Origin of the sequence: Flavobacterium sp., assembly GCF_024642105.1 — a bacterium.
GTDB lineage: Bacteria > Bacteroidota > Bacteroidia > Flavobacteriales > Flavobacteriaceae > Flavobacterium.
Genome location: NZ_JAHEBT010000006.1, coordinates 1 through 24473, shown reverse-complemented (window position 1 = coordinate 24473; position 24473 = coordinate 1). Strand labels below are relative to the sequence as shown.

Here is a 24473-nt window from a genome sequence, read left to right as displayed (position 1 = left end):
AGCATGTTAAACACGACAAACTACTTTCAAAAAGTATCAAACATTGATTGGAATATGGTGCCCGAAGCACTAGCTAAAGGACACCGGCTAACCGAAGGCTCCTCACAGAATAATTGGGGGCCATACCGCAGCAACGAAAACATCAAACGCGTGGTGGATGCCTACATGCTTAAGCTCGATGAATATTTGGCGCAAATCTCTGTAAAACCAGTTGCAAAATCAACAACTGAAAAACCAAAACCGGTAAAAAGTACTCCTACGCCAAAACCAGCAAAGAAAACAACGCCAACAGTCAAAAAAGTTGCACCAGCACCTACTTACAAAACGGATTCCATCGAGCATATTGATACAGATGTACAATTCATCAAACGCTATGCTGCCATGCACGGCAAAGTCAAAAGCCAGGCTCAGATCTTAACGCTCATTCATAGCCTTCAAAAAGCCATACTTGAAAGAAGAATCCGCAAGACTTCTCCTTATGCCAAAGAAATCGAGCTCATGCAAGGGCAATTGATATCATGTTATGAGCAAATGGGGGATATGGCTGAAATCAAAATTGATAACAAGAACCTCAAGCGTTATTTGGAAATCGCGCATAGCCAAGCCGGTATGCTTTCTATTTCACTTCTGAAAGCCTACGTTTCGTTAAACGGAAAACGCGACATAAAAGACAAAGCCGAACGCTTGTTTAATCGCATTAAAAAGGCCGTAGAGCAGGGGAAGATCACAAAGTCAGACAAGTATGCTACGAAACTTGATGCTGCATTTCAAACGCTAAAAACCTACATCGATGGAGATTCTAAAAACCTCAATATCAATAAAGCACAGCTCAATGGACTTATGGGTATCGTTGGCGATGATCTGTTTTCTAAAAACAAAGGAATCTCAGGACTTGATGACGATGAAAATGGTATGATTGTGAATTCTGGAGAGCTGCTCAAAATGGACTTTCAAACTATTGGCCTTCAAGGGAAATACAGACAGCTCATTGGTGACCCAAGTGTCGGATTCTTCGCCATGGTATTTGGTCTTCCTAAATCTGGTAAATCCACCATGTGTTTAGACTTCGCGAATCACCTCGCAGCAAATCATGGCAAAGTATTGTACTGCGCCATTGAAGAAGGATTCGGCTACACGCTTAAGGAGAAAATAGAACGCCTAAAAGCTCATCACCCGAATTTATTTGTAACGGATCGAGTTCCGGAACACTTGGATCAATTTAACTTCGTATTTATCGATAGTGTTTCCAAAGCTGGACTAGAAGTAAGCGACATGGACGAAATGCGCAAAATGAATCCGAATACCTCATTCATTTTCATTTATCATACCACCAAAGAAGGAAAATTCAGAGGAGTGAACGCTCATGCGCATGAGGTGGATGTGATTATTGAAGTTGAGAAAGGAAAAGCGACTTCGACAGGGAGGTTTAATGCTGGTGGGAGTGTGGGGGTTTAGTTACTGAAATCTAATAGGTATATATTCTAAAAATATTAGAACTTATTCTAGATATTCAATTTGGTCTTTTCCTGTAAAATGCAGGAAATTCAAAAGTTCTAGCTCAATTAAGGTATAATAAATAATTGTTGTAGGCGTTTTCAAATTTTCAATGTTATTTTTCAATGTATATTTTCGTCGAAAATTTGAATGGAATGCAATTAATTGAAAATGATGTTAAAATTGGTCAATTTCTTTCGGTATCTGAAATGGAGAGTCTTAGTAATTATGAATTATTCGAAGTGGCAAATAGAAGCATGATTTTCATAAAAGTATTATTGAAATTTATTTCCAGTCAGAAAGTCAAACCAGCGGTTCCGATTATTGAAAAGTATGACATTAGAGAATTAGGACTAAGTGAAAGATTAAAAAATGGATTGTTACGTGGTAATTTTCGACACTTAACAGATTTAATCTCGACAAGGAAGTATTACTTAATTAGTATGAGCGGTTTTGGCAAAAAGTCTTATATAGAAAGGCTAGAAGTCATGGATAAATATGGTTTTAAATTAGCGGAATAAAAAAATGATTTCCTTTGACAATTCTACATATAAATTCTAATTCTAAAACGGATAGAAGCAAACTCAAAACCCATTTGAATAACATCATACCTTTTCAGCGATTTTTAAAGATGCGTGTAGCATTTACAATTAATATTATTGCTATATTATTTTACCTTTACGATTAATTATAGCAAAGCAAAAAGAACCTAATTGAAGAGAGCTAAGGAAAGAAGCTTTGGAAAACTGCAGATAAACTTCGAAAGAATATCGATGCTTTTAAATTAGGAATGATGATGGACCGAAAGAATCTTATTTTTGAGGGCAATGGATACAATCTCACAAGTTGGACCAAGAAATCAAAGAACAATTGGCAAAAATTGGAATTAACCTTTAAGCAGTATGAGTAAAGCCCTCGCATCAGGAAATTATGTTCACTGGTTTGGTGAAATCAAGAATCGAATTCGTTCTTCTCAACAAAAAGCGGCACTTGCTGTAAACCGCGAATTACTAGATTTGTATTGGTTTATTGGTGAAGCACTTGTAGCCAAGCAGACGGAATGGGGAGATAAATTCATTGATAATTTAGCACGTGATTTGAAAGTTGAATTCCCTGATATGAAAGGGTTTTCTAAAAGAAATTTAGAAACAATTAGAAGATGGTATTCATTTTATTCAATTAATCTTGATATTGCGCAACATGCTGTTGCGCAATTACAAATTGATCCAAACTTCTCAAATGCGCAACAGATTGTTGCGCAATCTGAACAAACGGGTCAACAGCCTGTTGATCAAAATGTAAAAGCCTTACTATACAGTGTTCCTTGGGGACAACACACTGTAATTCTCACCAAGGTAAAATCACCTGAAGAAGCATTTTTCTATTTGGTGAAAACGGTACAAAATAACTGGAGCCGTTCAAATTTAACTCAGCACATTAGCACTGAATTGTACAATCGTCAAGGAAAAGCGCTCACAAATTTCGCATTAACCTTGCCAGAACCGCAGGCTGATTTAGCACAAGAAATAATCAAAAACCCCTACAATTTCGATTTTCTAACACTTGCTGAAGATGCTCGGGAATTGGAAGTTGAACGAGCATTAATTCAACACCTGAAAAAATTCATGTTAGAATTAGGTAAGGGTTTTGCGTTCGTAGGAAATCAATATAACCTCAATGTTGAAGGTGATGACTTTTTCCTGGATTTGTTATTCTTCAATATGACCCTAAACAGATATGTCATTTTCGAATTAAAGGTTGGAGAGTTTAAACCGGAATTTGCAGGAAAACTAAACATGTATGTAAACACGGTAAACGAACATGTGAAATTGCCTCATCACGAAGAAACAATTGGTGTGTTATTATGCAAAACGCCAAATAAAACCGTTGTCGAATATTCAATAAAAGGAATTCAAACACCATTAGGTGTTTCTGAATACTCATTTCAAACAGCGCTACCTGAAGAATTAGTAGTTGGTTTACCAACTGTTGAACAATTGGAGGAGGAAATTGCAGCAGAAATGAAAATCTTAAAAGATCCTTTGGATGAAAAACGCGCAAAGATTTTGGAATTAATAAATTCAAAAGCCAAAGAAGAAGTCAAAATACAAAGGTCGCAAGAAGTTATAGCTGAGTTTGTAAAAAACGTCTTTCATCCACTTCGAAATCAAATCATTCAATTGTTAGAACAAAACAATGTTAAAGATTGGTTCCTTGAATTCAAAGAGGAATATACGCTCAACAATCAGATTTATGAGTTTAAAACAAACTTCGATATATTCTCACAACATGATCATAATATTCATCAAATTGGATACGAAATCTATTTGAATGGATTCAAGCATGCAGGTACAAATACCTTCGGTAGTCGAGAAACAATAAAATTCAATTTTCACCAATATGTATTTAGTGTACAGATTCAACATGAGCAAAAACCTTTCAAAGAGTTTTTGTATTCCACTAAAATTACGGATGGTGAAATCAATGAAATCAGTATCGCTTTTGTTAGTGATATGATGGATCAAATTCACAATGATGCCGAACGTCAATTAAGTACTGAATGAAAATGAGTGATTTAATAACACGTACCTAGCTCTTGAATGTGAAGAGCAAGTTTTGAAAAAAGAAAATAAAGAATTGATTCTTTCTTCCATTTTCCGAACGTCTTCGCATGGTATCAAAAAAGATGATTCAAGCCCTAATCCAAATATGAATATTATAACTAAAAACCCGGGGTAGTTAAAAAAGGATATGAAAGAATTGGTAGTACAAAATGTTAAAGAAACAATTTATAAGGATAAAAGCGTCTTTGATCTTACAAATGAAGAAGCAAAAGTTTTTTTTATAAAATCTGAAACTTATTGCAGTATTGACTTACCGCCATATTTCAATTTTGAATCATTACTGAGTAATGTTGATAGTTATTTGAAAGATAAAAACATTGCTAGTTGTTTTAAAACTGAAACATTCATAAATGAGGATGGAGAAACAAAATCAATTAATCACAAACCTTATAATTTCGAAGGTGTTAATCACGTGTTGTACAATAACAAAGACGGACAATATGCTTGGCGACCTTTACAACTTATCAACCCAGCATTGTATGTTGATTTGGTAAACCAAATAACAACAGAAGATAATTGGGTGTTGATAATCAACAGGTTTAAACAATTTAAAAACGAAAACACAGTTGAATGTTTAAGTATTCCTGTTTTATCGGAAGGTGAACGAACAGATAAAGGAGAAACTATTTATCAGTGGTGGAGAAAACTTGAACAAAAATCAGTTGAATTAGCTCTTGATTTTGAATACATATTACATACCGATATTTCAGATTGCTATGGTTCCATATACACACATTCAATTGCATGGGCACTACATGATAAGGAAGTTGCAAAGGTAAAGCGAAAAAGAAATCAACTTATAGGAAATTATATTGATGGATCCATATCTGACATGGCATTTGGACAAACCAATGGTATACCCCAAGGAAGTCTGTTAATGGATTTTGTAGCTGAAATTGTTTTAGGCTATGCTGATAAATTATTGACAGATAGAATCGCTTTTTTGTCAGATTACAAAATTCTTCGATATAGAGATGACTACAGGATTTTTTCCAACAACCCACAAGATATTCAGGAAATTGCAAAACATTTGTCAGAAGTGCTGAGCGAATTAGGCTTAAAGCTTAATGCTTCAAAAACCATTATTTCTAACGATGTGGTTTCAGCATCTATTAAACCTGATAAAGCCTATTGGTTCTCATATAAACGTTCACCTAGGTCGTTTCAAAAGAAACTTTTTGTCCTTTACCAGATGGGGAATAAATTTCCAAATTCAGGAACAATTATTACGGAATTAAACAAATTATTGAAGAATCTTGAAAAGAAAGAAACGTTTAAGGAAAATATCCTGGCAAATATTTCTGTGTTGGTATCATTAATAATCAAAAATCCAAAAGTCTACCCAGTTGGAGCTGCAATTCTAAGTAGACTATTAGGAAATGTAGGATCAAGTGAAGAATTTCGAAAACTATTAGACCAGATACTTAAGAAATTTTCTAAAGTACCAAATTCTGGAATTTTAGAGTTGTGGTTACAACGAATGACCTTAAACGTTCCATATATTTCTTTTACCGAACCCTTAACTAAAGTAGTAAAAAACGAACATGTAAAGATTTGGGAATTAGACTGGCTAAATAATGATTTAAAGAGAATAATTGAAAAATCAATGATTGTTGATTTTGAACTGATCAAAGAACTGAAACCTATCATCCCTTCTAAAGAAGTAGAAATATTTATTAATCATGAATCGTGACCAAACTTAATGAAAACCATATCGAAATCTGGGCAATCGAAGAACTAGAAACTGAGATTTGTTTAATATTTCAAGTTGAAACTAGTAAAAACCTTGCTGTTCAATTATATCATTTACCTAAATTGGAGAAGTGAAAATGTCACCAAAATATAGATTGTCGCTTGTTAAATCAATTTATTTCAAGTTAAATACGGAATATAATTTCGCTGAGGATATTTACCAATATTTAAAATGTTGGCATAATGAAGGGGATGGTTGGAATAATGAACCAGAAAATTTCTCATTTATTACAAATGTAAATGATGAAATTAATTTTATTCAAACACTTCACACTATAAATGATGAAACATTGTTAAAAATAGGGATAGATTTAGGATTAGAAACACCTGATTTTATCCCTGCAATTCCAAATTTCCGTAATGCGATTCGCGCTGAATTTGCCACTGCTTCGTTAACCTTTGAAAAAGCATTTAAACAAGTTGAATCAGATCCAAGTTTAGCGGTTGGCCTGGCCAATTCAGCCTTAGAATGCCTAATCAAAGAAATCATTAAAAATGAAAATCTTGAAACAAAACTGGACACCAAGAAAACGCTTTATGATTTGACACAAGATTTATTAAAGGAATTGCATTTATTTCCTGGTGCAAAAGTTCCGAAAGAAATTTCTCAAATCGGAAATGGACTTCTTTCAACAAATCAGGGTATCGAAAAGTTAAGAAGTGAAAAGACATTTTTTCACGGTAAAACTGAGAGTGATTATCTTATTGAAGATTCAGTTTATGCATATTTTACCGTAAATACAGTAACTACAGTCGGTTTATTTCTAAATTCGTATTACAAAAATTTACATCCTAAACCCATTATAAATATTGAGGAAGAGGATGAGTTACCTTTTTAATTATTACAAAACTTTCTGAGAGCGATATCGAACAATGGGCTGTTGAGGAGTTACAGGCTGTTGGATGGAGATATGTGAATTGTGCTGTAATGACGCCTGATGGTGCAGATTCAGAGCGCTCATCGTTTAGCTCAGTCATTTTGGAAGAGCAGCTGAAAGCGGGTATTGCGAGCTGTAATCCTGAACTTCCAGTACGGGCACAAATTAAGGCGCTTAAGTTGGTTTTGAGGTTGAAAGATCAGAATATCATTGTAAACAATCGTCTTTTTCATCAATACTTAACCGAAGGTGTTCCTGCTGAGTACCGTAAAGATGGAGCCATGGGTGATGACCGCGTTCAATTGGTAGATTTTAATCAGTTTAGAAATCAATGAATGGCTCGCGCATCATCCAAAAGAAGCATTAATCTTCAGTCAAACAGAAGAGATTTGGAAAGAATTAGAAAACACTTATATCAATGAATTTGGGAACTTGGTGCATGGAATCCTACCTGCAGGAACCGATGTGTTGGAATCGCTAAAATTAGTGTCAGAAAGAATAAGAAACTTAAACTGGGGCTAAGTCTTTTAAAGATGATCTAAGATAACCCTACCTCACCAAACTCACACTCCCACACACCTCAAACACCTTTTCAAAGCCTGTCTCTGAAAAACTGATCTTGTAGGTGTACACACCATCTTGTGACATGCTTGCGCCGTTTGGTGTGGCAATGGTGCCATCCCAACCTTTGCTAGGGTCAAGGCTTTCAAAAACCGTTTGGCCCCAGCGGTTGAAGATTTGGAGCTGGTAGCTGCAGAGGCTGAGGCTCGGAGAGAACACAGGTAAAAAGATATTATTGAGCTCGCTGCCATTCGGCGTAAAGGCGTTGGGCACATAATAAATCGGGTCTTGCTCTATTTGAATCACTTCAAATGTAGAGTCAATACAACCATTGGCATTTTGAATGACGAGCGTCACCAAGTAGCTACCTGCTCTTTCAGGAAAGGTATGAATCGGTGAAAACACAGTGCTGCTTTGTGCATCATGGCCGAAATCCCAGACTACACTTGTTGCGTTTTGCGAGGTGTTTTGTAATAATGTGGTGGTCTGAATAATAGGAAGTGGGTTGTTTTGCACGGTAAATGAAGCTATTGGGTTTTCTTGAATACAAACACCGTCTATTAATGTATTGGTGGTAGCACAACCAAACTGATTGATCGCCGTGAGGCTCACGTCATAACAACCAGGCTGGGTGTAGGTGTTAGAAAGCAATGAAGCTGCACTGCTCGTGACGCCATTGCCAAAAGACCAGTTGTAGATGGTGTTGGCTTCTACTTGGTTGTTAGAAAAATTAATAGTTGCAGGCAAACAGCTTTCCCAACTCGGGATACTGAAATCTACCACAGGCGAAGGGTTGACGATTAAGTGCAAATTCAAAATGGAATCGCAACCAAACTGGTTCTGAAAAGTTGTGCTCGTGGATGTACTGCCATTCAAACTTTGCCCATACCACACATACGGCAATTGGCTTTGGCAGATTGTTACCGTATCATAAGATGCGTGAGTAGGGTTTACCGCAAGGTTGTATTGGTAATCATAAGCACATACCGCCGCATTGGGCACAAACACGTAGGTAAAGCTGCCACTTTGCACACTTGAGAATGTGGGGCTCCAGCTGCCCGCCACACCGTTGTCCGAAACAAGCGGCAAAACCAGGGCTTCGTTTTGGCAAATGGCAGCAGGCAAACTAAAAGTGGGATCATAAAGCGTAGACACCACAATAGTTTGCTGCACCGTAATAGGGCACTGATATTGCCCTGGCGTAAAAGTATAGGTGGTGGTGGCTTGGTTGTTAAACGCAGGCGCCCAAGTGCCTGCAACGCCGTTGTTAGACACCAAAGGCAAAGTAACCGTTGCGCCTTCACAGATGGAATCTGGCAAGGTAAATAATGGGTTTGTGGGTGCAGTAATGCCAATGGTAAGATTACTTGATATCGGACAAACAACTCCTTGATTTGAAACACTTATTCCGAAACTATTTGGCATAAACGTATAGCTAGTAGTACTTTGGTTGTTAAACGCAGGCGACCAAGACCCTGCTATACCTTCATTAGAAACCGCAGGAAAGTTCAAAGTAGATCCGATACAAACCGAATTTGGCAAGGCAAAGCTTGGGCTAAGAGACCCTACAATAGTAATGTTATGCGCAATTGATGCCGGGCAGCCGCTCATTACCGTGTAGGTATTGGGCGTAAAATTGTAGGTACCACTTTGTTGGCTATTGAAAGCAGGCGCCCAAGTACCTGCAATGCCGTTGCTGGCTTGCAAAGGCAAGCTGTAGCTTGCACCTTGGCACAAAGAATCTTCTAAGGCAAATATAGGTTGAGTTTGTGGAATGATATTCACTGTGTGCTGCGCCGGTGTGGGGCAGCCAACTGCAGGTGTGGGCGCTGTGGGCGTCCAGGTGTAGGTGGTAGTGGCTTGGTTGTTAAACGCTGGCGCCCAAGTGCCAAAAGCACCGTTTTGAGTAGCAATCGGGAACACCAAATTGCCATTCACACACACGTTGGATGCAATATTAAATGAAGGTGTAGAATTAGGTACAATAGTTACCGTCAGCTGAACCACCTGATTACAAGTAGTGTCGTTGGGTGTAAAGGTATAAGTGGTGGTTTGTTGGTTATTGAAAGTTGCTGGAGCCCAAGTACCTACAATATTATTTAGCGAGGTTGTTGGCAAAGTATAACTTGTGCCCTGACACAACGGCCCCACGATACCAAAATTGGGATACACAATTTCTGTAAGGCTGATCGTAGAATCGTTGGAAGTATTGTTCGTAAAATTACTCTCAGGGTAAACACCTAATTGCGTGGCATTCTGGTTCACCACCATGCTCAAGGTAAACGGGCTCGAAATCCCCGTAGGAATAGTCACTAGTGTGCTGAGATTAAGACTGTCACCCATTAAAATGTTGGAAGGCAACAAGACCGTAGAAATCAAAGTTGTGTTATTCACAAACACCGAAATCGGCGTGCCCGCCAATAAAGTATCATTTGAATTGATGTTGTAAACCGTGTAATCTAAAGTCAAATCCCGGTTCTGGCAAATATCTTGACCGGTAATGCTATCCAAAGAAATCGTCGCATCTGGCAGTTCTGATTGGATGGAGGTTATGATGGTGGAGATATTACGATTAATCACAGAGTTTAAGGTGATTTGAAGACTTGTATTTCCAACTGCAATAAAATTATCAATAATATAGGTGTCAACATCCATATTCCAACTAGAGTTACTACCTGTAAAACTATTGGTACCATTAAACGGGTTATTGGCAGGATTTTGAGCATTACTCAAGGTATTTCCGTTAATTTGTACTGATTCATTCCAGTAAAGATTAGGACTTCCATTATACATTATGTAAGTTAATTTTGCATTATTAGTGTTCGTAATATTGAGATTAGAAATTGTAAAATTGTAAGATGTTAATACAGGGTTACCAACAAATTGAAAACCGTCATAAATATTCAATTGTTTATTTGGTAAGTTAGGATTTGAATAAATAACAATAATATTCCATCCAGAGTAAAATACCTGTGAAGAGCAATATAGATTATTTATTGGATTCAAATTAAAATTTGAAACTTGATAAATTCCATTCCCGGTTGATTGAACCAATCCAGTAACGTCTTTTACTGCTGAAAAATAATTCCACGGAAATGAAAATGTTGAAGGGTTAGCATCAAGTACATTTATATAATCAGGTTGTATTGTATTTCCATTGAGAGTAATAGAGGTATTAGCCCCATTGCCAACACCAGCCCAAATAAGGTAAGCTCCTTCAATTGTTAAATTAGCTGCCAAGTTCAAAGTTGCTGAAGAGTTTGTTAGCATGACACATGGCGGAGGAGGTGAAGACCAATTATCATTTGAATTATGAGACTTACCGATTATAGTGTAGTCAAACGGTCCATTAAATTGCTGATACAAGGTATGGGGTACGTTTATTTGAGAATAGCCTAGAAAACTATTAAAGCAAAACAATATAATGAACCTGAAAAAAAAGTTATTGAGACAATTCATTGGTATCGAAATAACAAATAAAATAACGGAAAGTTTAATTTTAAATTATTCTATGTGAAATTGTTAATGTTAAAAAGCACCACTACAATTATGAAGTGGTGCTAATTAAATGACTAGTTACTGAATAATCATTCTCTTTGAAATGATCTCTTGTCCATTTTGATTCAAACTATAAATGTACATTCCTTTACCAATCTCCGATGCAAGAATTTCTATCTCACCTGAATTACCTTTTAGCGAATAGTCTCTGACAAATGCACCATTTAAATTAAAAATGGAAAGTGTTGCTGATTCAACTCCTGGTGCCAATTGGAATCGAATTGACGTTCTATCAGAGAAAGGGTTTGGAACATTTTGTTCTATTGAATAACCATTTACAATCGGCGTGGATTGAATAATTTGACCTCGAACAACGTCGTTCGCCTTATACTCATCCAAATCACTACGTACTTTAATTAATTCAGAATTTAATTCTTGAACGGCTGCCGTAAGTACTGAAATTAATCCAACATAGTTAATTGCTTTAAAAGACACTTCGGAAGTAATTTTTCCATTTTCATCAAATACTGGCTTTACAACATCTTTAGTTAGTTCTGGGAAAACATCAGCTAATTCTTGTGAGATAAAACCATGTTGTAATGTTTGTGGCAAATTCATGCCTTCAACCTTGCTGTAATTGTAAGAAACTGGGTTGAGTAATATAAGCTTTTCTAAAGCCGAAGCCTCTTTGTTTATACTATTTTTCAATTTTGAATCGGATGGTAAATAACCTCCTGTAGAATATACTTCTCCATCAAAATATCCAGCCCAATAATTACCCGTTACATTAACAGGCAAGTCACCATATATTGCAGCACTAAAATTACCACTTGAAGTTGATCTCCCGAAAACTCCGTATGAATATTCTAATCCTGAAGCTTTACCAAAAACACCAGTAGCAAAAGAGCCGTTAAAAACATTCGAGAGCAATCCGATTCCTGAATTGCCCGAGAAATTAACTTGAATATTTGCTGCAATTGGATCAATATTTGACGGAAGTTGTCCGACACTAACAATATCTAATCCACAATCTTTTTCAAAACCAATTGCCGTTTTAGCGCTTAATGCGTTGAATAAACCAGGTGTATATTTACCAAAATATGTATTTCCCTGTGGAGTCATCTCAGCAACTAGAGTACTAACTAAACTGGTAAAACTACTTGCTACTTTAAACTGTAAATTACCGGCGGTTGTCCCTCCATTATGGATCCACTCAATTCTTGGATTATTCGGTGACAATGAAGTATATCCAGTGACCAAAGCCCGTTCATTATATTGAAATCGGTTGCCGTATAATGTCTGTGAAAGTGTACTAACTTCACCAAAGCTGAACCATCGATTACCAGAACCGGTACCAAACCCTGTTCCTGCTTGAATTTGAGATGCAAATCCGGGACCAAATCGAAATGTTTCAGCTCCCGATAGGCCCGGTGTAATTGGCCCGTTTGTAAAATTCTGCCCAAAAGCAAAACCACAGCCTAAAAAGCTGAGAATTAATAATTGTATTTTCATGTTTTAAAAATTTTGTTTTGCTCTACTTTGAGTTGAGGAGTGTTCGAGTCAATTTTTTCTCCTGGATACCAAAGTGATTTTTAAAATGCCCTATTTTCTTTTAACCTAAAGTTGGTTGGACTTGTATCTTTTTTTCACAATCAGAATTCCGTTTGATACGTCTGGAAATACACTATTATATTGGATTCAAAGAATTTATTAATATGAAATCCAATTAGTTAGGGCGTTTTTCAGGACGTTTCACGCTTTCAAATTAGATGAAAAAACAAAGCGTTTCTAAACTGCTATTTTGAGTGGTGACTGGAAAAATATTATTTCGACTGCCTGAATACTCGACTGGGTAAATGATGTAGGAAAATTGACTCGAGTAAATTCAACTTTAAAAAATAGAACGATCTCGAATTATATTAGAATCGTTTCTAGTTTTTGGATTGGAGGGTGGTTTTTGGGTCTTAAAAGGTTGCTTTAAGTTTAATTAAGTTTCATATTTGGAGGTGAATTAAATGAAATGAGTAAAGAAGAACGAGAATTAAAAAAAGGCGAAAAAGCATACTTTCAGCGATACATCAATGCCTTTGAAGAAGATGCCAAGAAAGCATTGTCCGATATAGAAAAACTAAAAAAGCAACTTATTGATGGATCGGAGACTGTTTATTCTTTTGAGAAAATTGAAGAGTACAAAAACAAATTAGGAGAATTATATGATTTCATTTTTGACTAAGATGAAACCGGAGAAACTATTGAGAATCAATTGACTAGTTTTAAAGAAACTGTAATAATTGAATCGAAAGAAATTCTTGATCTTAAGAATCAAATTTTGAAATACAAAGATCAACTATACGGTATCGAGGATCAAAATGGGAATCAAATTCCAGGATTAGTTCATAAGATTGAAAATATGAAGAAACAATTGGCTCAGAATATTGAAGCCAATGAAAAAAAGCAACAGGCTCTGTTAGAAAAAATTGAAGAATTATTACAAGGAGCAAGCACCGTGGCATTAGCAAAAGCTTTTAGAGATCATAAAGAACAATTTGATGAACCGAATAAACTTTGGCAAAGAGTATTTATTGGTACACTCTCAGTTTTAATGGCTTTAACGGTCATATCATATTTTGCATCTGGTCAAAAATTAACTGAAATGTGGAAAATTACACTTGGAAACCTTCCATTTATTGGTGCAGGTGTTTGGCTGGCAATTTTCGCAAGTAAGCAGAGAAGTCAAAATATTCGGCTACAACAAGAATACGCTTATAAAGAGGATGTAGCGATGCTTTACTATGGATTGAAAAATGAAATTGAACAATTGGATAATACTGAACTTGGTCAAAGATTAAAAGAGAGCGTAATAAATATTCTTGTCGAAACTGTTTCTTATAATCCAAGCAAAACATTAGACAATCATTCACATAATGATAAAGGCCCTATATTGGAAGCTTTGAAGAGTATTTCGGAAACAGTTAAAATTAAATCTTAAAATATCAATTTCGAACCGAGGAGCTAAAAATATTTATTACTTAATTAGAATTAATAATTTTTTTCCTGAACAAAAGTTTCTGGTTTACGTCCCAAATAGATAAAAAGTAAACCCCAGAATCAAAGTCGTTTATTTTAACTATTTGTTCAATTTTCCCTTCTACAGGTAAAGAACAAACTTGCTTGTTGTCTATTGTTGATAAGATTAAAATTTGTTGTTGTTCAAGTAGACCTCTAACAAAAAATTCTCCATTACTTGGATTTGGGTAAATAGTAAATAGTGGTTTCTCAAACTCTTCAAGATTTGCACATCCAACGGTTACAGTTACAGTATCAGTTGAATACACACCATTTATGGCGAGCGTAACTATATAGGTAGTCGTAACAGTAGGGGCAACATACACCCCAGCGGTATTTATAGCGACTTCAGTTCCATCCAACAAATACCAATTTGCAGGCAGATTACTAATTTTCTCTCCAATAAATACGGTGTCACCAGGGCATATAGTTTGGTCAATACCGGCATTGACTTGCAAACCGCCAGGGATGCTGTCGAGGGGGGTAAGTGCAAATTTATCTAGGTAAACATAACCTTTACCTTGAGCCGGCCAAAATGGAGATTGACAAATAAATGAAGTCTCCACATCAGAATTAAAATTACCAACGGTCATAAATTTTTCACCACCTTCAGCCTGATATATTCCACTGAACTTTTCCCACGTTAATGGATTTTTAATTATTTCATTTTGAAAATACTTGACCTGTGCGGCAGAATCTATATAATTACCATTATTCGAATAAAATTGAGCTGTAGAAAAGTAAATACCTAAATTATTAGTTAAAAAGTTACCCCAAGTATCGTAGATAAAACTTAAGGTGTAAAAATCGATCTTATAAAATTTCTTATAAATCAACGTGTCATTCAATTCACATTGTAGATATTCTCTTTGATTATATGATTCTGGAGATGGATCATTAAATATAGATTGATATGATACAATTCCTAAAAAATTATTCCCACTAATTGTATCGAATGGAAGAAAATTTTGACTTGGTATTGAAATAAAATCGGGGGTTAAAATATTTGGATTAGACCATCCAGGTATTATCGGACCATTGGGTATAAATATCGTGTAACTATCATCACAGTTTGAGCAAATTTCAAAACTTGGATTGGGCACTATGTTGTATTGACAACTAACCGTAAACGGTATCCAAACTAGAAAAAATAATCTAAACATTGATTTAATGAATTACAATAAATTTATTGCTAAAGATATGATTTTGATTTTCATCCTTAATTATAAGGAAATATGCTCCAGGACTAAGTTGTTGTCTGACTTCAACTAAATCAGTGTTATTTAATAATTCTTCAAAATATAATACTTTACTATCCATTGAAATTATTTTAATATGATATCCTTCTTTAAATGGTCCATCGACACTAAATTCACCTTTATTAGGAACTGGATAAATTGAAAAGTATGAAAATTCATCTATTGGCTCAGTTGTGAGACTTGATTTTTCAATGTTCTCAGGGCAGAATTGAGTGAAGGTTGTATCCTGAACGTAAATATAGTTAAAAAGAGCCTCAGAGAGATAAACTGAATTTCCATGAATCGTTGGGCATCCTTGAGCAAGTGAGATTATATTAATACTATCCTGTTCATTTAATGAGCCACTAAGATAATTTGAATAGGCTTCATAATAAAGCTTATAGCTTTCTTCAATTTGATTATCTGGTAATACGTTGTTATTCAAATTATTGGCATTTTGAATACTATCTGTTGCTAATGCTCGCTCGATATCATATAATACGCCAATATTGCTCAATTTAATTATGTCATAAAATGAATTGAGATTAAAACTATTTTGAAGAAGTGTGGTGTCAGATTCAAGTGCTCTAAATAATTGATCAGTAAGTAAAACATCCTGCTCGATGTTAAAGATCGTATCATTAATTTGGGACGCAATTGTTTCCAATGCATCTATTATGTCCGGGGTAGTTAATGCGCTTGGTTGAGGATTTAAGATCACAGAACAGGAAACGGCAGCAGAGGGGGTGGTTGTTACTATAAGGCTAGCAGGTGGATTAATTATAGAGTACTGGTTTAGTGAACTAATTGAAATTGTTGACCCATTAGGTGAATATATTCCTGATAAATTACGTATGTACATTTTAGAAAAAACTGAATTACTGCTATTTAAAGCTGCCGTTTTGAATTCACCATTAATAGTGTTCGTTGGATCCCAAGTAACCCCAAGCCACATATTGTCTGCTGGATTAATCGCACTTCCTTGTTGTCCAATGATTCCATTATTGTCCAGGACAAAACCATATTTGTGATTAGACATACTGTTTCTTGAAGTTTTTGTTGGATTACAATTAGAATGAAAATACAATCCAGAATATGAATTACTGACTGAATTACAGCTTACAACATTTCCGATTGATGATTTTACAGATATTGCTCTATAATTTTCATTATTGCTAAAGTTATAAAAACCACTAACCGTGTTAAAATTGATCTGATTAGCTGTCGTGCCCTGTATACAGTTTTCTATATTTATACCAGATTCTAAAAACGAAATGCTATTAGAATTAATTTGAAGATTTATTCTTCTCCAACTTGTAGCTTTGATGCCAATTTTAACGTTATAAATGTTGTTGTTGTTGATAAAAAGATTTCCACCAGCCATTTGATTAGTGGAATTACTGTTCTCTAACAAAATAGCGTGCTCTGAAACTACATTGCCTGAATATATTCCGGGCTTGAATTGAAATAAATTATTTGAAAAACTCATATTTGGTGCAAAACCAGAAACGTTTGAGATAAGAGAAATACATCTCCTAATCGAATAAAATGTGTTGAAATTTATTTGAAGAGATTGAAATTGAGTATTTTCACGTATGTAAACGCCTCTATAACCAACTATATTTGAAGTGTTTAATTGAAAATCTGGCCAATTACTTCTAACATTATTGTAGTTAAATAAAACCTCTCTAATATTGTCAACGAAAGCTGCAACGCTTAAACCATAAAACATATTCGGTAGATTTGTTATTCCAGCAACATCAATTTTGTTATTAAATGTTGCATTTGTTTTACATGCAATGCCAGTGCCTTCCGTAGGAGAGATAATGTTTTGAAAAGCATTATTTGTAGGATTATTTACGATTTGATTTGAATATTGAAAAATTGAATTTTGAACCTTCAAATTAGTGTTCAAGCTATTTATTCCGACATTTAAATTGTCAAATACATTATACTCGTTTTGAATAAGTGAACCAATTATTATTGAATTGTAAATCGCTGATGTTGAAATTGTAGTCGATCCAACTAGGTTTAAATCTAATCCAATCTGAGATTTAATATTTGTGTTTGGCGATTTCAAATTTGAAATAACATAATTCGACGAAATATAAGGACTAAGTAAAGGGTTTTGGTTATTATTTAATGCTTTAATAACTGAAGTGTTTGGCCAAAAAGCTGTACTTGTAATGTAGAGATTCCTAGTTGTAAACAGGGTGTTTTTTACTAAAAATACGGAGGACGGGTTATTAAATAAATAACTTTGAATTCTTACGGCAGTTTTGTTTTTGTTAAAAGTTGCATTGTCTGAAATTAGAACAAAAGAACTTTGTATTGAAGTAATTGGTTTAAAGTCAATTCCAATTATGGCATCTTCTATCAATGAAGTTTTAATATTTCCATTAGGCAATGTTCCCGGCTGTAGAATAACTTTTCCTCCTTGTTCTACGACAATCCCGTTCCACATACTTTCACAACCATATAGGTGCGATCCGTTAATAGATAATGTAGCATTTGATTGAACAGTAATTGTTACGTTAGGCATTATTTTAACATTATTTAAATTAAATGTGACGTTGCCAGATATTGTAACATTATTAGCAATTTTTAAAGTAGCTCCAGATTGAGGAGAAGTATTTAAATTTCCATTCAGTAATGTGCCTCCTAAACAATCATTACAAGGATTAACTACTACATTGATAGAGGATGTATTTGAACAACCGTTGTTATCTATTCCCGTAACAGTATAATTAGTTGAAATTAATGGCGATGCAAAAGTATTTGAACCAAGAATAGTTGAAAGACCATTCGAAGGTGACCATGTATATGAATTTGCACCTGTTGCATTTAATTCTATCGTTTGACCTGAACAAATAGTGCTTGGATTAAATGTAGAAGATATTTGAATATTAGGAACTTGAAGTGTAGTAATTGGAATTGTTGTGGTTTCAGTACAACCTTCAGTACTTGTTGCCGATAGAGTTATAAGCGTATTTGCATTAATTATTTGACTTACTGATTGACCGACTAAATTACCAGGGCTCCATGTATAAGTGGCAGGGTTTGAGGATGTGGCGGTCAATGTAATGCTTTGTCCAGGACAAACGGTTTGGTTTGATGCAGAAGCATTTATAGTAAAGTTGGTATTGATTACTTCGATTTCATCTATTAAGGTAACTGTGCAATTTATATTGTTTATATAAGTGTAAGTTAATGTATGAATACCTATTCCCGCAATACTTGGATCAAAAGAGTAATTACCTCCTGAATAGAAAACACCAGGTCCGCTGAATACTCCACCAGCATTTGGTGCATACTGCATTAAATCCACTATTGTCTGGTTTGCACAGACAATTGGAGGGAGATTTAGAACCATATTTGGAGGAGTTTCGACTAATTCTACGTCATCAATATAAAAATAAACACCAGGCTGGTTTGATGCGCCGTTTGCATTTGATGAATTATAAATAATAAGGTGAGTTAGAAGTTGTGACGTATTTGTAAATGGTATAGATATTGTTTGCCAGGTATTATTAAGATTGATTATCGGTATATTAAGTAACTGATGTAAAACATTTGGAATTGTTGTTTCAGAAATATTATATGGAGAAACAAAATTAGTAGTTCCAGCAATTGTTAATTGTCCTGATGCCCCGAATTGTAAATATGGACTACTGTAATGATTGGCGCATCTAACCTTCATACTAATTGTATAATTATGGTTAGGGAGAATTGGTGAATTTAATAGTGTTTGAACCGATTCGTTATAATGGGTAGATGTACTTGCTAGTCCAATGAAGCTATTGTTGGGTATTCCATTCCAAGAATCAACAGGTGAAGTATTTGCAAAATTTGCAGGGACATTGAACAATGAATTCCATCCAAAATTCTGACCGCTACAATTTCTTAGAAATAAGTCTGGAGAATTACTAAATGGCATCCAACAATCAGTGTTATTCAATAGTGTGTAGCCCATTTGACCACATGCAGAAGTTAATTCAAAATCACCGTTATTTAAATAATTACATACCGATGGGCTACAATCGTCTGGTTTTACGTAGACGTATATGTAAGTTATATTACCCCTGACATTATTTATGGATACAGGGATATATCTTAACAATACAAGTCCAGGATCGGGTGAAAATAATTGAAAAGTTGTTCCAGATGAATTAGATAATGTACAATTACTATTACCATATACTACCTCCAAACATTCAAAATGATGAGTATTAATATCATTCGATATAATCCCACTAAATACGTTGCTTAATGTGTTGACATTTGAAATAAACTGAAAGTATCCATTTGCATCAATTCCATCATTTACACCTACAACACCTAAACCGGGACAAACTACGTTTTGGTAATTGACATAGTTTAAATTTACTGTGTTGCCAAAAGTTGGATTAACCTTATATCCAATATCACACAATATCGCTCGTTCTTCTTGTTTCAAAAATCTTTTCATGTAATTTGGTCCAGTACCATTTGCAAATGACATTACATAATATTGATTGCTCTGAAAGCTGTTTGGTAAATGGCAAAAGTCATCCAAATGGCTAAGACTACTTCCATTTGTAAAAGCAGTAGGAGTATGAACGATTTGGCTTATGGAGCCAACATATTTCACTTGACTCGAACAATTAGATGGGTTTGGAGTTAGTATACTTGGAGAGAGTAATGGATTGAATCCGTAATTGTAAAGTGAACAACCTCCCTGATTTGTAATTAATGGTAAATTCGATGTGGATTTCAAATGAAGGTCATATCTTGAGTAATAGGGAAAACTTAAACCAAATTTTGAATCCCCATTAACATCAATTAACGAAGCAAATCCCAATGCATGTGTTACTTCATGTAAAGCAACGCTGTATAAATCATATAACCCAGCACTCGTATTTTGCGATAAATCTAAATGCCAATTGTATGCGATATTACTAAAATTTAATGCCAAATAGCCGTGATAAAAACCTAAATTATTTTGATTGTTTGAGTTATTTCCTGAAACAATTAATGGAGAAACAAAGTTGGTATATGAGTCTACACCAGAGGTTATTGTCTTCCATATTTCATTGTCCGCAATACCACCAACATTCGAAATGGTTGCAGTAGGCAAAACATAATAAGCAGATGCTAGACCGAGAATATTACTTGATGATGCAGGATTTGGATTCGAAGTTGGATTGTAACCTGGTATATAATTATTTATATTACTAATTAAAATGTTGACATGTACATTTGGGTTTGGAGTTTGAATGAACTGAGATATATCTGAAAAAACTTGACAAACGACAGCTCTTCTCGCTTGTTCAATTGGAGTATTACCTTCCATTCCAGAGCCAATCTCGAAATATAAGTCAAAATATCCACTCGAACACAGAGGGCCTAAATGTTTAATTGATACTCCATCCCGTTTATCGATCATCAAATCCCCTAATTTAACACTATCGCCAAAACGATCAAATACTTTATCAAAGACCCCCCCCGGTGAAGTATTGTCTATTAAAGTACCTTGTCCTAACAAGGAATTTGTAAAACAAACTAAAAATAATGTAAGTCTGAGGTTTTTAATATTCATGATGTATAATATAACTTTTAAAATTTTTGAAGATTATTTCTCAACTTTTTTTAAAGAAATAAATTCGTCGCTTTGGGGAAATTAGATGAAATCTTTTAAGATTTTTTTATTTTAAAATTTCTGTTCCCTTGCCATTCTCTTTTTTTAAATAAGAATTATTGGCCCAGCAAAGGATTGAGAATAATTAATCGTTGAATAGAATATACAAAAAAATAGAATGATCTCTATTATTATAGAAATAGTTCTAATTTGTTTTTATAAAATAAAGAGTTGGAAAATAGGCTGGAATCCATATCTATTGTATCTGATTGATTATTGAAAAGATTAACTCAAAATATTCAATTTCAAATTTGATCAAATGAAGATTGTATTCCGAATGGATATTTTCTAAATAAACACCCAAATCCCCCAGCAAAACCGAGGGATTCTTACCAGAAAATGGGGGTTGAACTGGTAATATTGGGGTAATATTTAGGAAGTTCTTAGGAAAATCCGGTAGGAAGTGAGTATTCTACGGTAATTCCGTTGGATTTTTCGATGATTCCGTTGTTTTTCATGAACTTAATGTAGTTGCGTGCCATGCGATCTTTGATATCTAGGGCCTCCATAACTGCGGCAAGTAGTTCTGTGTAGCTTAAGTTGGCTTTGGAAGTGAAGATTTCTTTGGCAACTTCGGTGAGTTCGTTGATTTTTCGAGATTCTGATTCTTCTTTGCTTTTGTTTCCGAGGTAAACATGTCGACCCTGTTCTTTATTCCAGCCAAATTGAATGAGCGGTACATCGAGGGGTGATCCATCTCGGACTTTCAGAGCCTTGACAACACTGCAATTGCTATTTGTTTCTTTTTCGACAAGAAGAATACCGGCTGCTTTTCTTTGTACTTCTGATCCGAGGTGACCTCTAAGCTTCATGCCAGATGGCGCCATATGCACAACGCAAAGAATGCACGTGTTGTAAATTGCAGCCATTCTAAACAATTCTTCTATGAGCTTTACGGAGCTTTCTTCGTCGTTGACACCATTGAGCAAATCGGCAATACCATCAATAACCACCATATGAATTCCGCCGTGCTCGTAATACAAACGGTCCATAGATTCAAGAATGAGGTTCATGCGTTCATTTCTGGAAATTCCTACCAAGCCAAAAGCTTTGAACCAATGAGGTGGTTTTTCTCTTTTGGAACGGTCAATGATGTAAGAAATGTTCTTGTACAACTGAAATTCAGATTGCTCAGTGTCATAAAGCAGAATTGCCTTGTTGCCGTCATTAGATTGCACAAAAGTACCCAAGGTGTCTACAACTGTGTTTTCAGGTTTTAAAGCACCTGAGAGCATGCCCCCTAGAAAATTGGTTTTACCACTTCCTTCAGAACCAGCGATGCAAAGCAGGTTACCTGGGGTTCCGATCGTGACATCATTGATTGTAATGAGTGGTTCGGGAGCCTTCGGTGGATTTTTAAAATCAATTTCACAGCTTCTCATCACCGAAAGCGTGTCTTCATACATAGAATCAAGCATTTCCATAAAAAGCATCATGAGGTCCTCAGCAGAATGCTTGAGTTTGAAAAAGTCTGAAACATCCTTCTCTTGTTTGGTGCCAGATAGGGGTAAGAGAAGACTCTTGACTTTGTAGTTTTTGTATTCTTTACACAGCCTTTCCATTGATGTTTTACCTGTGTCATCAACGTCGTAAAGTAGGGTGATATGCTTGAAGCGGTAGTTGAGCCCGCGCAGTAAATTCTTCGGAATATGTGCCGTTTCACTATTCAAGCAAATGGCATTTAGGCCATGAGCTGCTAAACTCAAGACATCTTTTTCACCTCCGGTAATAAACAGAATGTCGCCTCTCACCGGAAGTTGCTCAAAGCCAAAAACATAATTCTCTGTGATTTCGCCAGTGTAAAGAAATCTGAGTTTGGAAAATGGGCGGTAGAGTTTTGTAAACCGGCGTCCTTGATAGCCAAAAATAGGTTGTTCCGGACTGCTTGTAAGTAAGAACTCCCGTCCTTCTTTGCTGATACCATTATAGCTTTCAATTGAATGTACATTGTATTTTTGTAGCACCTCTATTTTGATTCCGTATTTGTTCCAAAACTCAAGTTCTTTAAGTGAAAACTCCTTGTATTGGATAGGTAGTTTGTTCTTTGCAGTCTCAAAACCATCATGAATGGATTTAATCTTGGAGGCCACATTAATTGTTCCCTGATGTTTACCCAGGAGGTTTTGAATTTTAAGCGATTGCTCACTAAGGCCTAGGCTGAGTTCTGTATCGATGATTTCTAAGATTTTTAGAAAATCAGTGCGGTCTTCGCAGCTATAACCGAATATTTTACCTACAAAAAAGAAACAATCTCCGCTGTATTCTGCATCACCAAAGTCTTTGAATTTGTAGAGATTGGATTTCTTGTCCAAGTAAATGTAGCAAGAGGCCTTATTGTCGTTGTAAAAAGGGCTTTTAAAGGATTTTCCCACTTTTGAAAAGCGGTTACCCATAAAGTATTTGAAAACATCCAGGCCCTTATTGGTGACCAACAAAATGCTTTCCTTGTTGATTGATGACAGCGCTGCCTGATTCATACCAATGATTTTTTAGAATGAATCAAATTAGCTTTCGCATACCGTTTCAATTCTGAAATTAGCATGCGGCGCTGCCTACCAAGTATGGTGTAGCTAATCTTGCCTTCACGCATCAAAGCATAAATTGTATTTCTGCCAATCCCAAGAAAATGACAAGCACTCGTAATATCCAGGTACTTATCCTTTTCCGGTATCAAATTGTTTTGTTCGAGTAATTGAGCAACTGAATTTTCTAAATTTTGTAGTTGGGTTCTCAATAAAGAGATCTGCTCTTTCCAAAACTCCTCGGTGTATTCGTTTTCTGTATTCATGCGCTAAAAATTTAATTTCAGGGCAAGATTATTCAGACGCGCTCACACGTTTACCATACTTAAATTTAAGTTAAATGAAGTTTTTTAATTTCCCTTGTTGACTATCCGGTTGTAGGTAGCCACTAGCTCTTTTAAATATTCACTTTCCCGTTTCACCTTACGATCTTTCCCATAACTCAATGACCCATGCCAATGGGCAATTTGAATATTAAAAAACCACATCAGCAGGGCCATGTAATCCTTTTTGGTAACCGGTTTATCATTGGCGCCAACTACAGCTTTGCTTTCATGTACACTAATAAATAGCTCGATGAATTCAATTTTATCTCTATTCCATTTCAGATGAGTGAAGCCGCTATTAGCAGGAAACAAACTGAGTTGTCCATTCAGAAATGACGAGAGTTCCTTTTGAGTTGGAAGGGAGTCTGGAACAACGGTAACTTGAGGTTCTTTGATGGAATTGTATTTGTCAATTAACAGAATACGATGGGAGTATAAATGATCTAAGAGATCAATAAAATGTTCTTGAATTTTGAAATAATCAGTTATTTTTTTTTCAAAGAAATATCTGATGGCATTTCAATTCTCGGCGTTTTAATCAATTTGACACGATTGAATAATATGATTTCGTTCTCCTTTGGGAAAAATCGATTTTTAAAGTTTTTGATTTCAAATCTAGCCAGGTCTAGATTCTTTTTCAATACAATAGGCCTATGGCTTTCCTGGGTAATAGCATCTTCTAGTTCTATTTTGCATTGAACATACCATTCATCCAGTTTTTCTTGATAAGCCGAAATGGATTTAAAACCATTGAAACTGATTTCGGGTCCAGATTCAAAGTCAAATAAATTAATTTGTTTCCTCATCGAAAATGAAAGCACTTGTACTCTTGCGCTT

General features: G+C 35.3%; 16 protein-coding genes. 8 read left to right on the top strand and 8 right to left on the bottom strand.

What is annotated here, in order from left to right; genetic code table 11:
* The first annotated feature begins 3 nt into the window (after nt 1-3).
* The 6 genes from Q0L65_RS02650 to Q0L65_RS02625 all read left to right on the top strand — a co-directional run bounded on the left by Q0L65_RS02650 (nt 4) and on the right by Q0L65_RS02625 (nt 7083).
* The gene (locus tag Q0L65_RS02650; RefSeq protein WP_296683123.1) at nt 4-1455 is read left to right on the top strand and encodes a hypothetical protein; all 1452 of its coding nucleotides are present in this window, start codon (nt 4-6) and stop codon (nt 1453-1455) included.
* 194 nt (nt 1456-1649) lie between these two features.
* Nucleotides 1650-2015, top strand: a complete 366-nt coding sequence (locus tag Q0L65_RS02645; RefSeq protein WP_296683120.1) for a DNA-directed RNA polymerase subunit alpha C-terminal domain-containing protein — start codon at nt 1650-1652, stop codon at nt 2013-2015.
* Nucleotides 2016-2396: 381 nt separating this feature from the next.
* Entirely contained in the window at nt 2397-4058 is a 1662-nt protein-coding gene (locus Q0L65_RS02640; RefSeq protein WP_296683117.1) for a PDDEXK nuclease domain-containing protein, read from the top strand.
* A 187-nt stretch (nt 4059-4245) separates the two neighbouring features.
* A complete protein-coding gene (locus Q0L65_RS02635) occupies nt 4246-5811 on the top strand; it encodes an RNA-directed DNA polymerase (RefSeq protein WP_296683114.1) in 1566 nt (521 codons plus the stop codon).
* A 136-nt stretch (nt 5812-5947) separates the two neighbouring features.
* Nucleotides 5948-6709, top strand: a complete 762-nt coding sequence (locus Q0L65_RS02630; RefSeq protein ID WP_296683111.1) for an abortive infection family protein — start codon at nt 5948-5950, stop codon at nt 6707-6709.
* The gene (locus Q0L65_RS02625; RefSeq protein ID WP_366051211.1) at nt 6709-7083 is read left to right on the top strand and encodes a type I restriction endonuclease; all 375 of its coding nucleotides are present in this window, start codon (nt 6709-6711) and stop codon (nt 7081-7083) included. The genes Q0L65_RS02630 and Q0L65_RS02625 overlap by 1 nt, the downstream gene beginning before the upstream one ends.
* A 214-nt stretch (nt 7084-7297) precedes the next feature.
* On the opposite strand, the gene Q0L65_RS02620 is transcribed toward Q0L65_RS02625, so the two are convergent.
* Both Q0L65_RS02620 and Q0L65_RS02615 read right to left on the bottom strand, forming a co-directional pair.
* Nucleotides 7298-10549, bottom strand: a complete 3252-nt coding sequence (locus tag Q0L65_RS02620) for a PKD domain-containing protein (protein WP_296683108.1) — start codon at nt 10547-10549, stop codon at nt 7298-7300.
* Nucleotides 10550-10885: 336 nt separating this feature from the next.
* Nucleotides 10886-12319: a T9SS type A sorting domain-containing protein gene (locus Q0L65_RS02615; RefSeq protein ID WP_296683106.1), complete on the bottom strand. Its 1434-nt coding sequence runs from the start codon at nt 12317-12319 to the stop codon at nt 10886-10888.
* A gap of 508 nt (nt 12320-12827) precedes the next feature.
* On the opposite strand from Q0L65_RS02615, the gene Q0L65_RS02610 reads away from it, so the two are divergent.
* Both Q0L65_RS02610 and Q0L65_RS02605 read left to right on the top strand, forming a co-directional pair.
* Nucleotides 12828-13040 carry a hypothetical protein gene (locus Q0L65_RS02610; RefSeq protein WP_296683104.1) on the top strand — a complete coding sequence of 71 codons (213 nt, stop codon included), beginning with the start codon at nt 12828-12830 and terminating at the stop codon, nt 13038-13040.
* Between the two features lie 96 nt (nt 13041-13136).
* Complete coding sequence (locus tag Q0L65_RS02605; RefSeq protein ID WP_296683101.1) at nt 13137-13796, top strand: hypothetical protein; 660 nt, start codon at nt 13137-13139, stop codon at nt 13794-13796.
* 40 nt (nt 13797-13836) lie between these two features.
* On the opposite strand, the gene Q0L65_RS02600 is transcribed toward Q0L65_RS02605, so the two are convergent.
* From Q0L65_RS02600 to Q0L65_RS02575, 6 genes are all read right to left on the bottom strand, one after another.
* Nucleotides 13837-14976 carry a T9SS type A sorting domain-containing protein gene (locus Q0L65_RS02600; protein WP_296683099.1) on the bottom strand — a complete coding sequence of 380 codons (1140 nt, stop codon included), beginning with the start codon at nt 14974-14976 and terminating at the stop codon, nt 13837-13839.
* 64 nt (nt 14977-15040) lie between these two features.
* Nucleotides 15041-20689 (bottom strand): hypothetical protein, encoded by a 5649-nt coding sequence (locus Q0L65_RS02595; protein WP_296683097.1) that lies wholly within the window; start codon nt 20687-20689, stop codon nt 15041-15043.
* 482 nt (nt 20690-21171) lie between these two features.
* Entirely contained in the window at nt 21172-23265 is a 2094-nt protein-coding gene (locus tag Q0L65_RS02590) for a bifunctional DNA primase/helicase (RefSeq protein WP_296683095.1), read from the bottom strand.
* Entirely contained in the window at nt 23262-23576 is a 315-nt protein-coding gene (locus Q0L65_RS02585) for a helix-turn-helix domain-containing protein (protein ID WP_296683093.1), read from the bottom strand. The genes Q0L65_RS02590 and Q0L65_RS02585 overlap by 4 nt, the downstream gene beginning before the upstream one ends.
* 84 nt (nt 23577-23660) lie before the next feature.
* Nucleotides 23661-23948, bottom strand: a complete 288-nt coding sequence (locus Q0L65_RS02580; protein WP_296683090.1) for a hypothetical protein — start codon at nt 23946-23948, stop codon at nt 23661-23663.
* A 173-nt stretch (nt 23949-24121) separates the two neighbouring features.
* Nucleotides 24122-24473: hypothetical protein (locus Q0L65_RS02575; RefSeq protein ID WP_296683087.1), on the bottom strand; the 352-nt coding region annotated here is incomplete at its 5' end.

Coding starts and splice junctions, on each gene's coding strand:
- Q0L65_RS02610 (WP_296683104.1), top strand. CDS start 12,828: ATGAGTAAAGAAGAACGAGAATTAAAAAAAGGCGAAAAAGCATACTTT.
- Q0L65_RS02595 (WP_296683097.1), bottom strand. CDS start 20,689: ATGAATATTAAAAACCTCAGACTTACATTATTTTTAGTTTGTTTTACA.
- Q0L65_RS02630 (WP_296683111.1), top strand. CDS start 5,948: ATGTCACCAAAATATAGATTGTCGCTTGTTAAATCAATTTATTTCAAG.
- Q0L65_RS02640 (WP_296683117.1), top strand. CDS start 2,397: ATGAGTAAAGCCCTCGCATCAGGAAATTATGTTCACTGGTTTGGTGAA.
- Q0L65_RS02585 (WP_296683093.1), bottom strand. CDS start 23,576: ATGAATACAGAAAACGAATACACCGAGGAGTTTTGGAAAGAGCAGATC.
- Q0L65_RS02635 (WP_296683114.1), top strand. CDS start 4,246: ATGAAAGAATTGGTAGTACAAAATGTTAAAGAAACAATTTATAAGGAT.
- Q0L65_RS02645 (WP_296683120.1), top strand. CDS start 1,650: ATGCAATTAATTGAAAATGATGTTAAAATTGGTCAATTTCTTTCGGTA.
- Q0L65_RS02650 (WP_296683123.1), top strand. CDS start 4: ATGTTAAACACGACAAACTACTTTCAAAAAGTATCAAACATTGATTGG.
- Q0L65_RS02590 (WP_296683095.1), bottom strand. CDS start 23,265: ATGAATCAGGCAGCGCTGTCATCAATCAACAAGGAAAGCATTTTGTTG.
- Q0L65_RS02615 (WP_296683106.1), bottom strand. CDS start 12,319: ATGAAAATACAATTATTAATTCTCAGCTTTTTAGGCTGTGGTTTTGCT.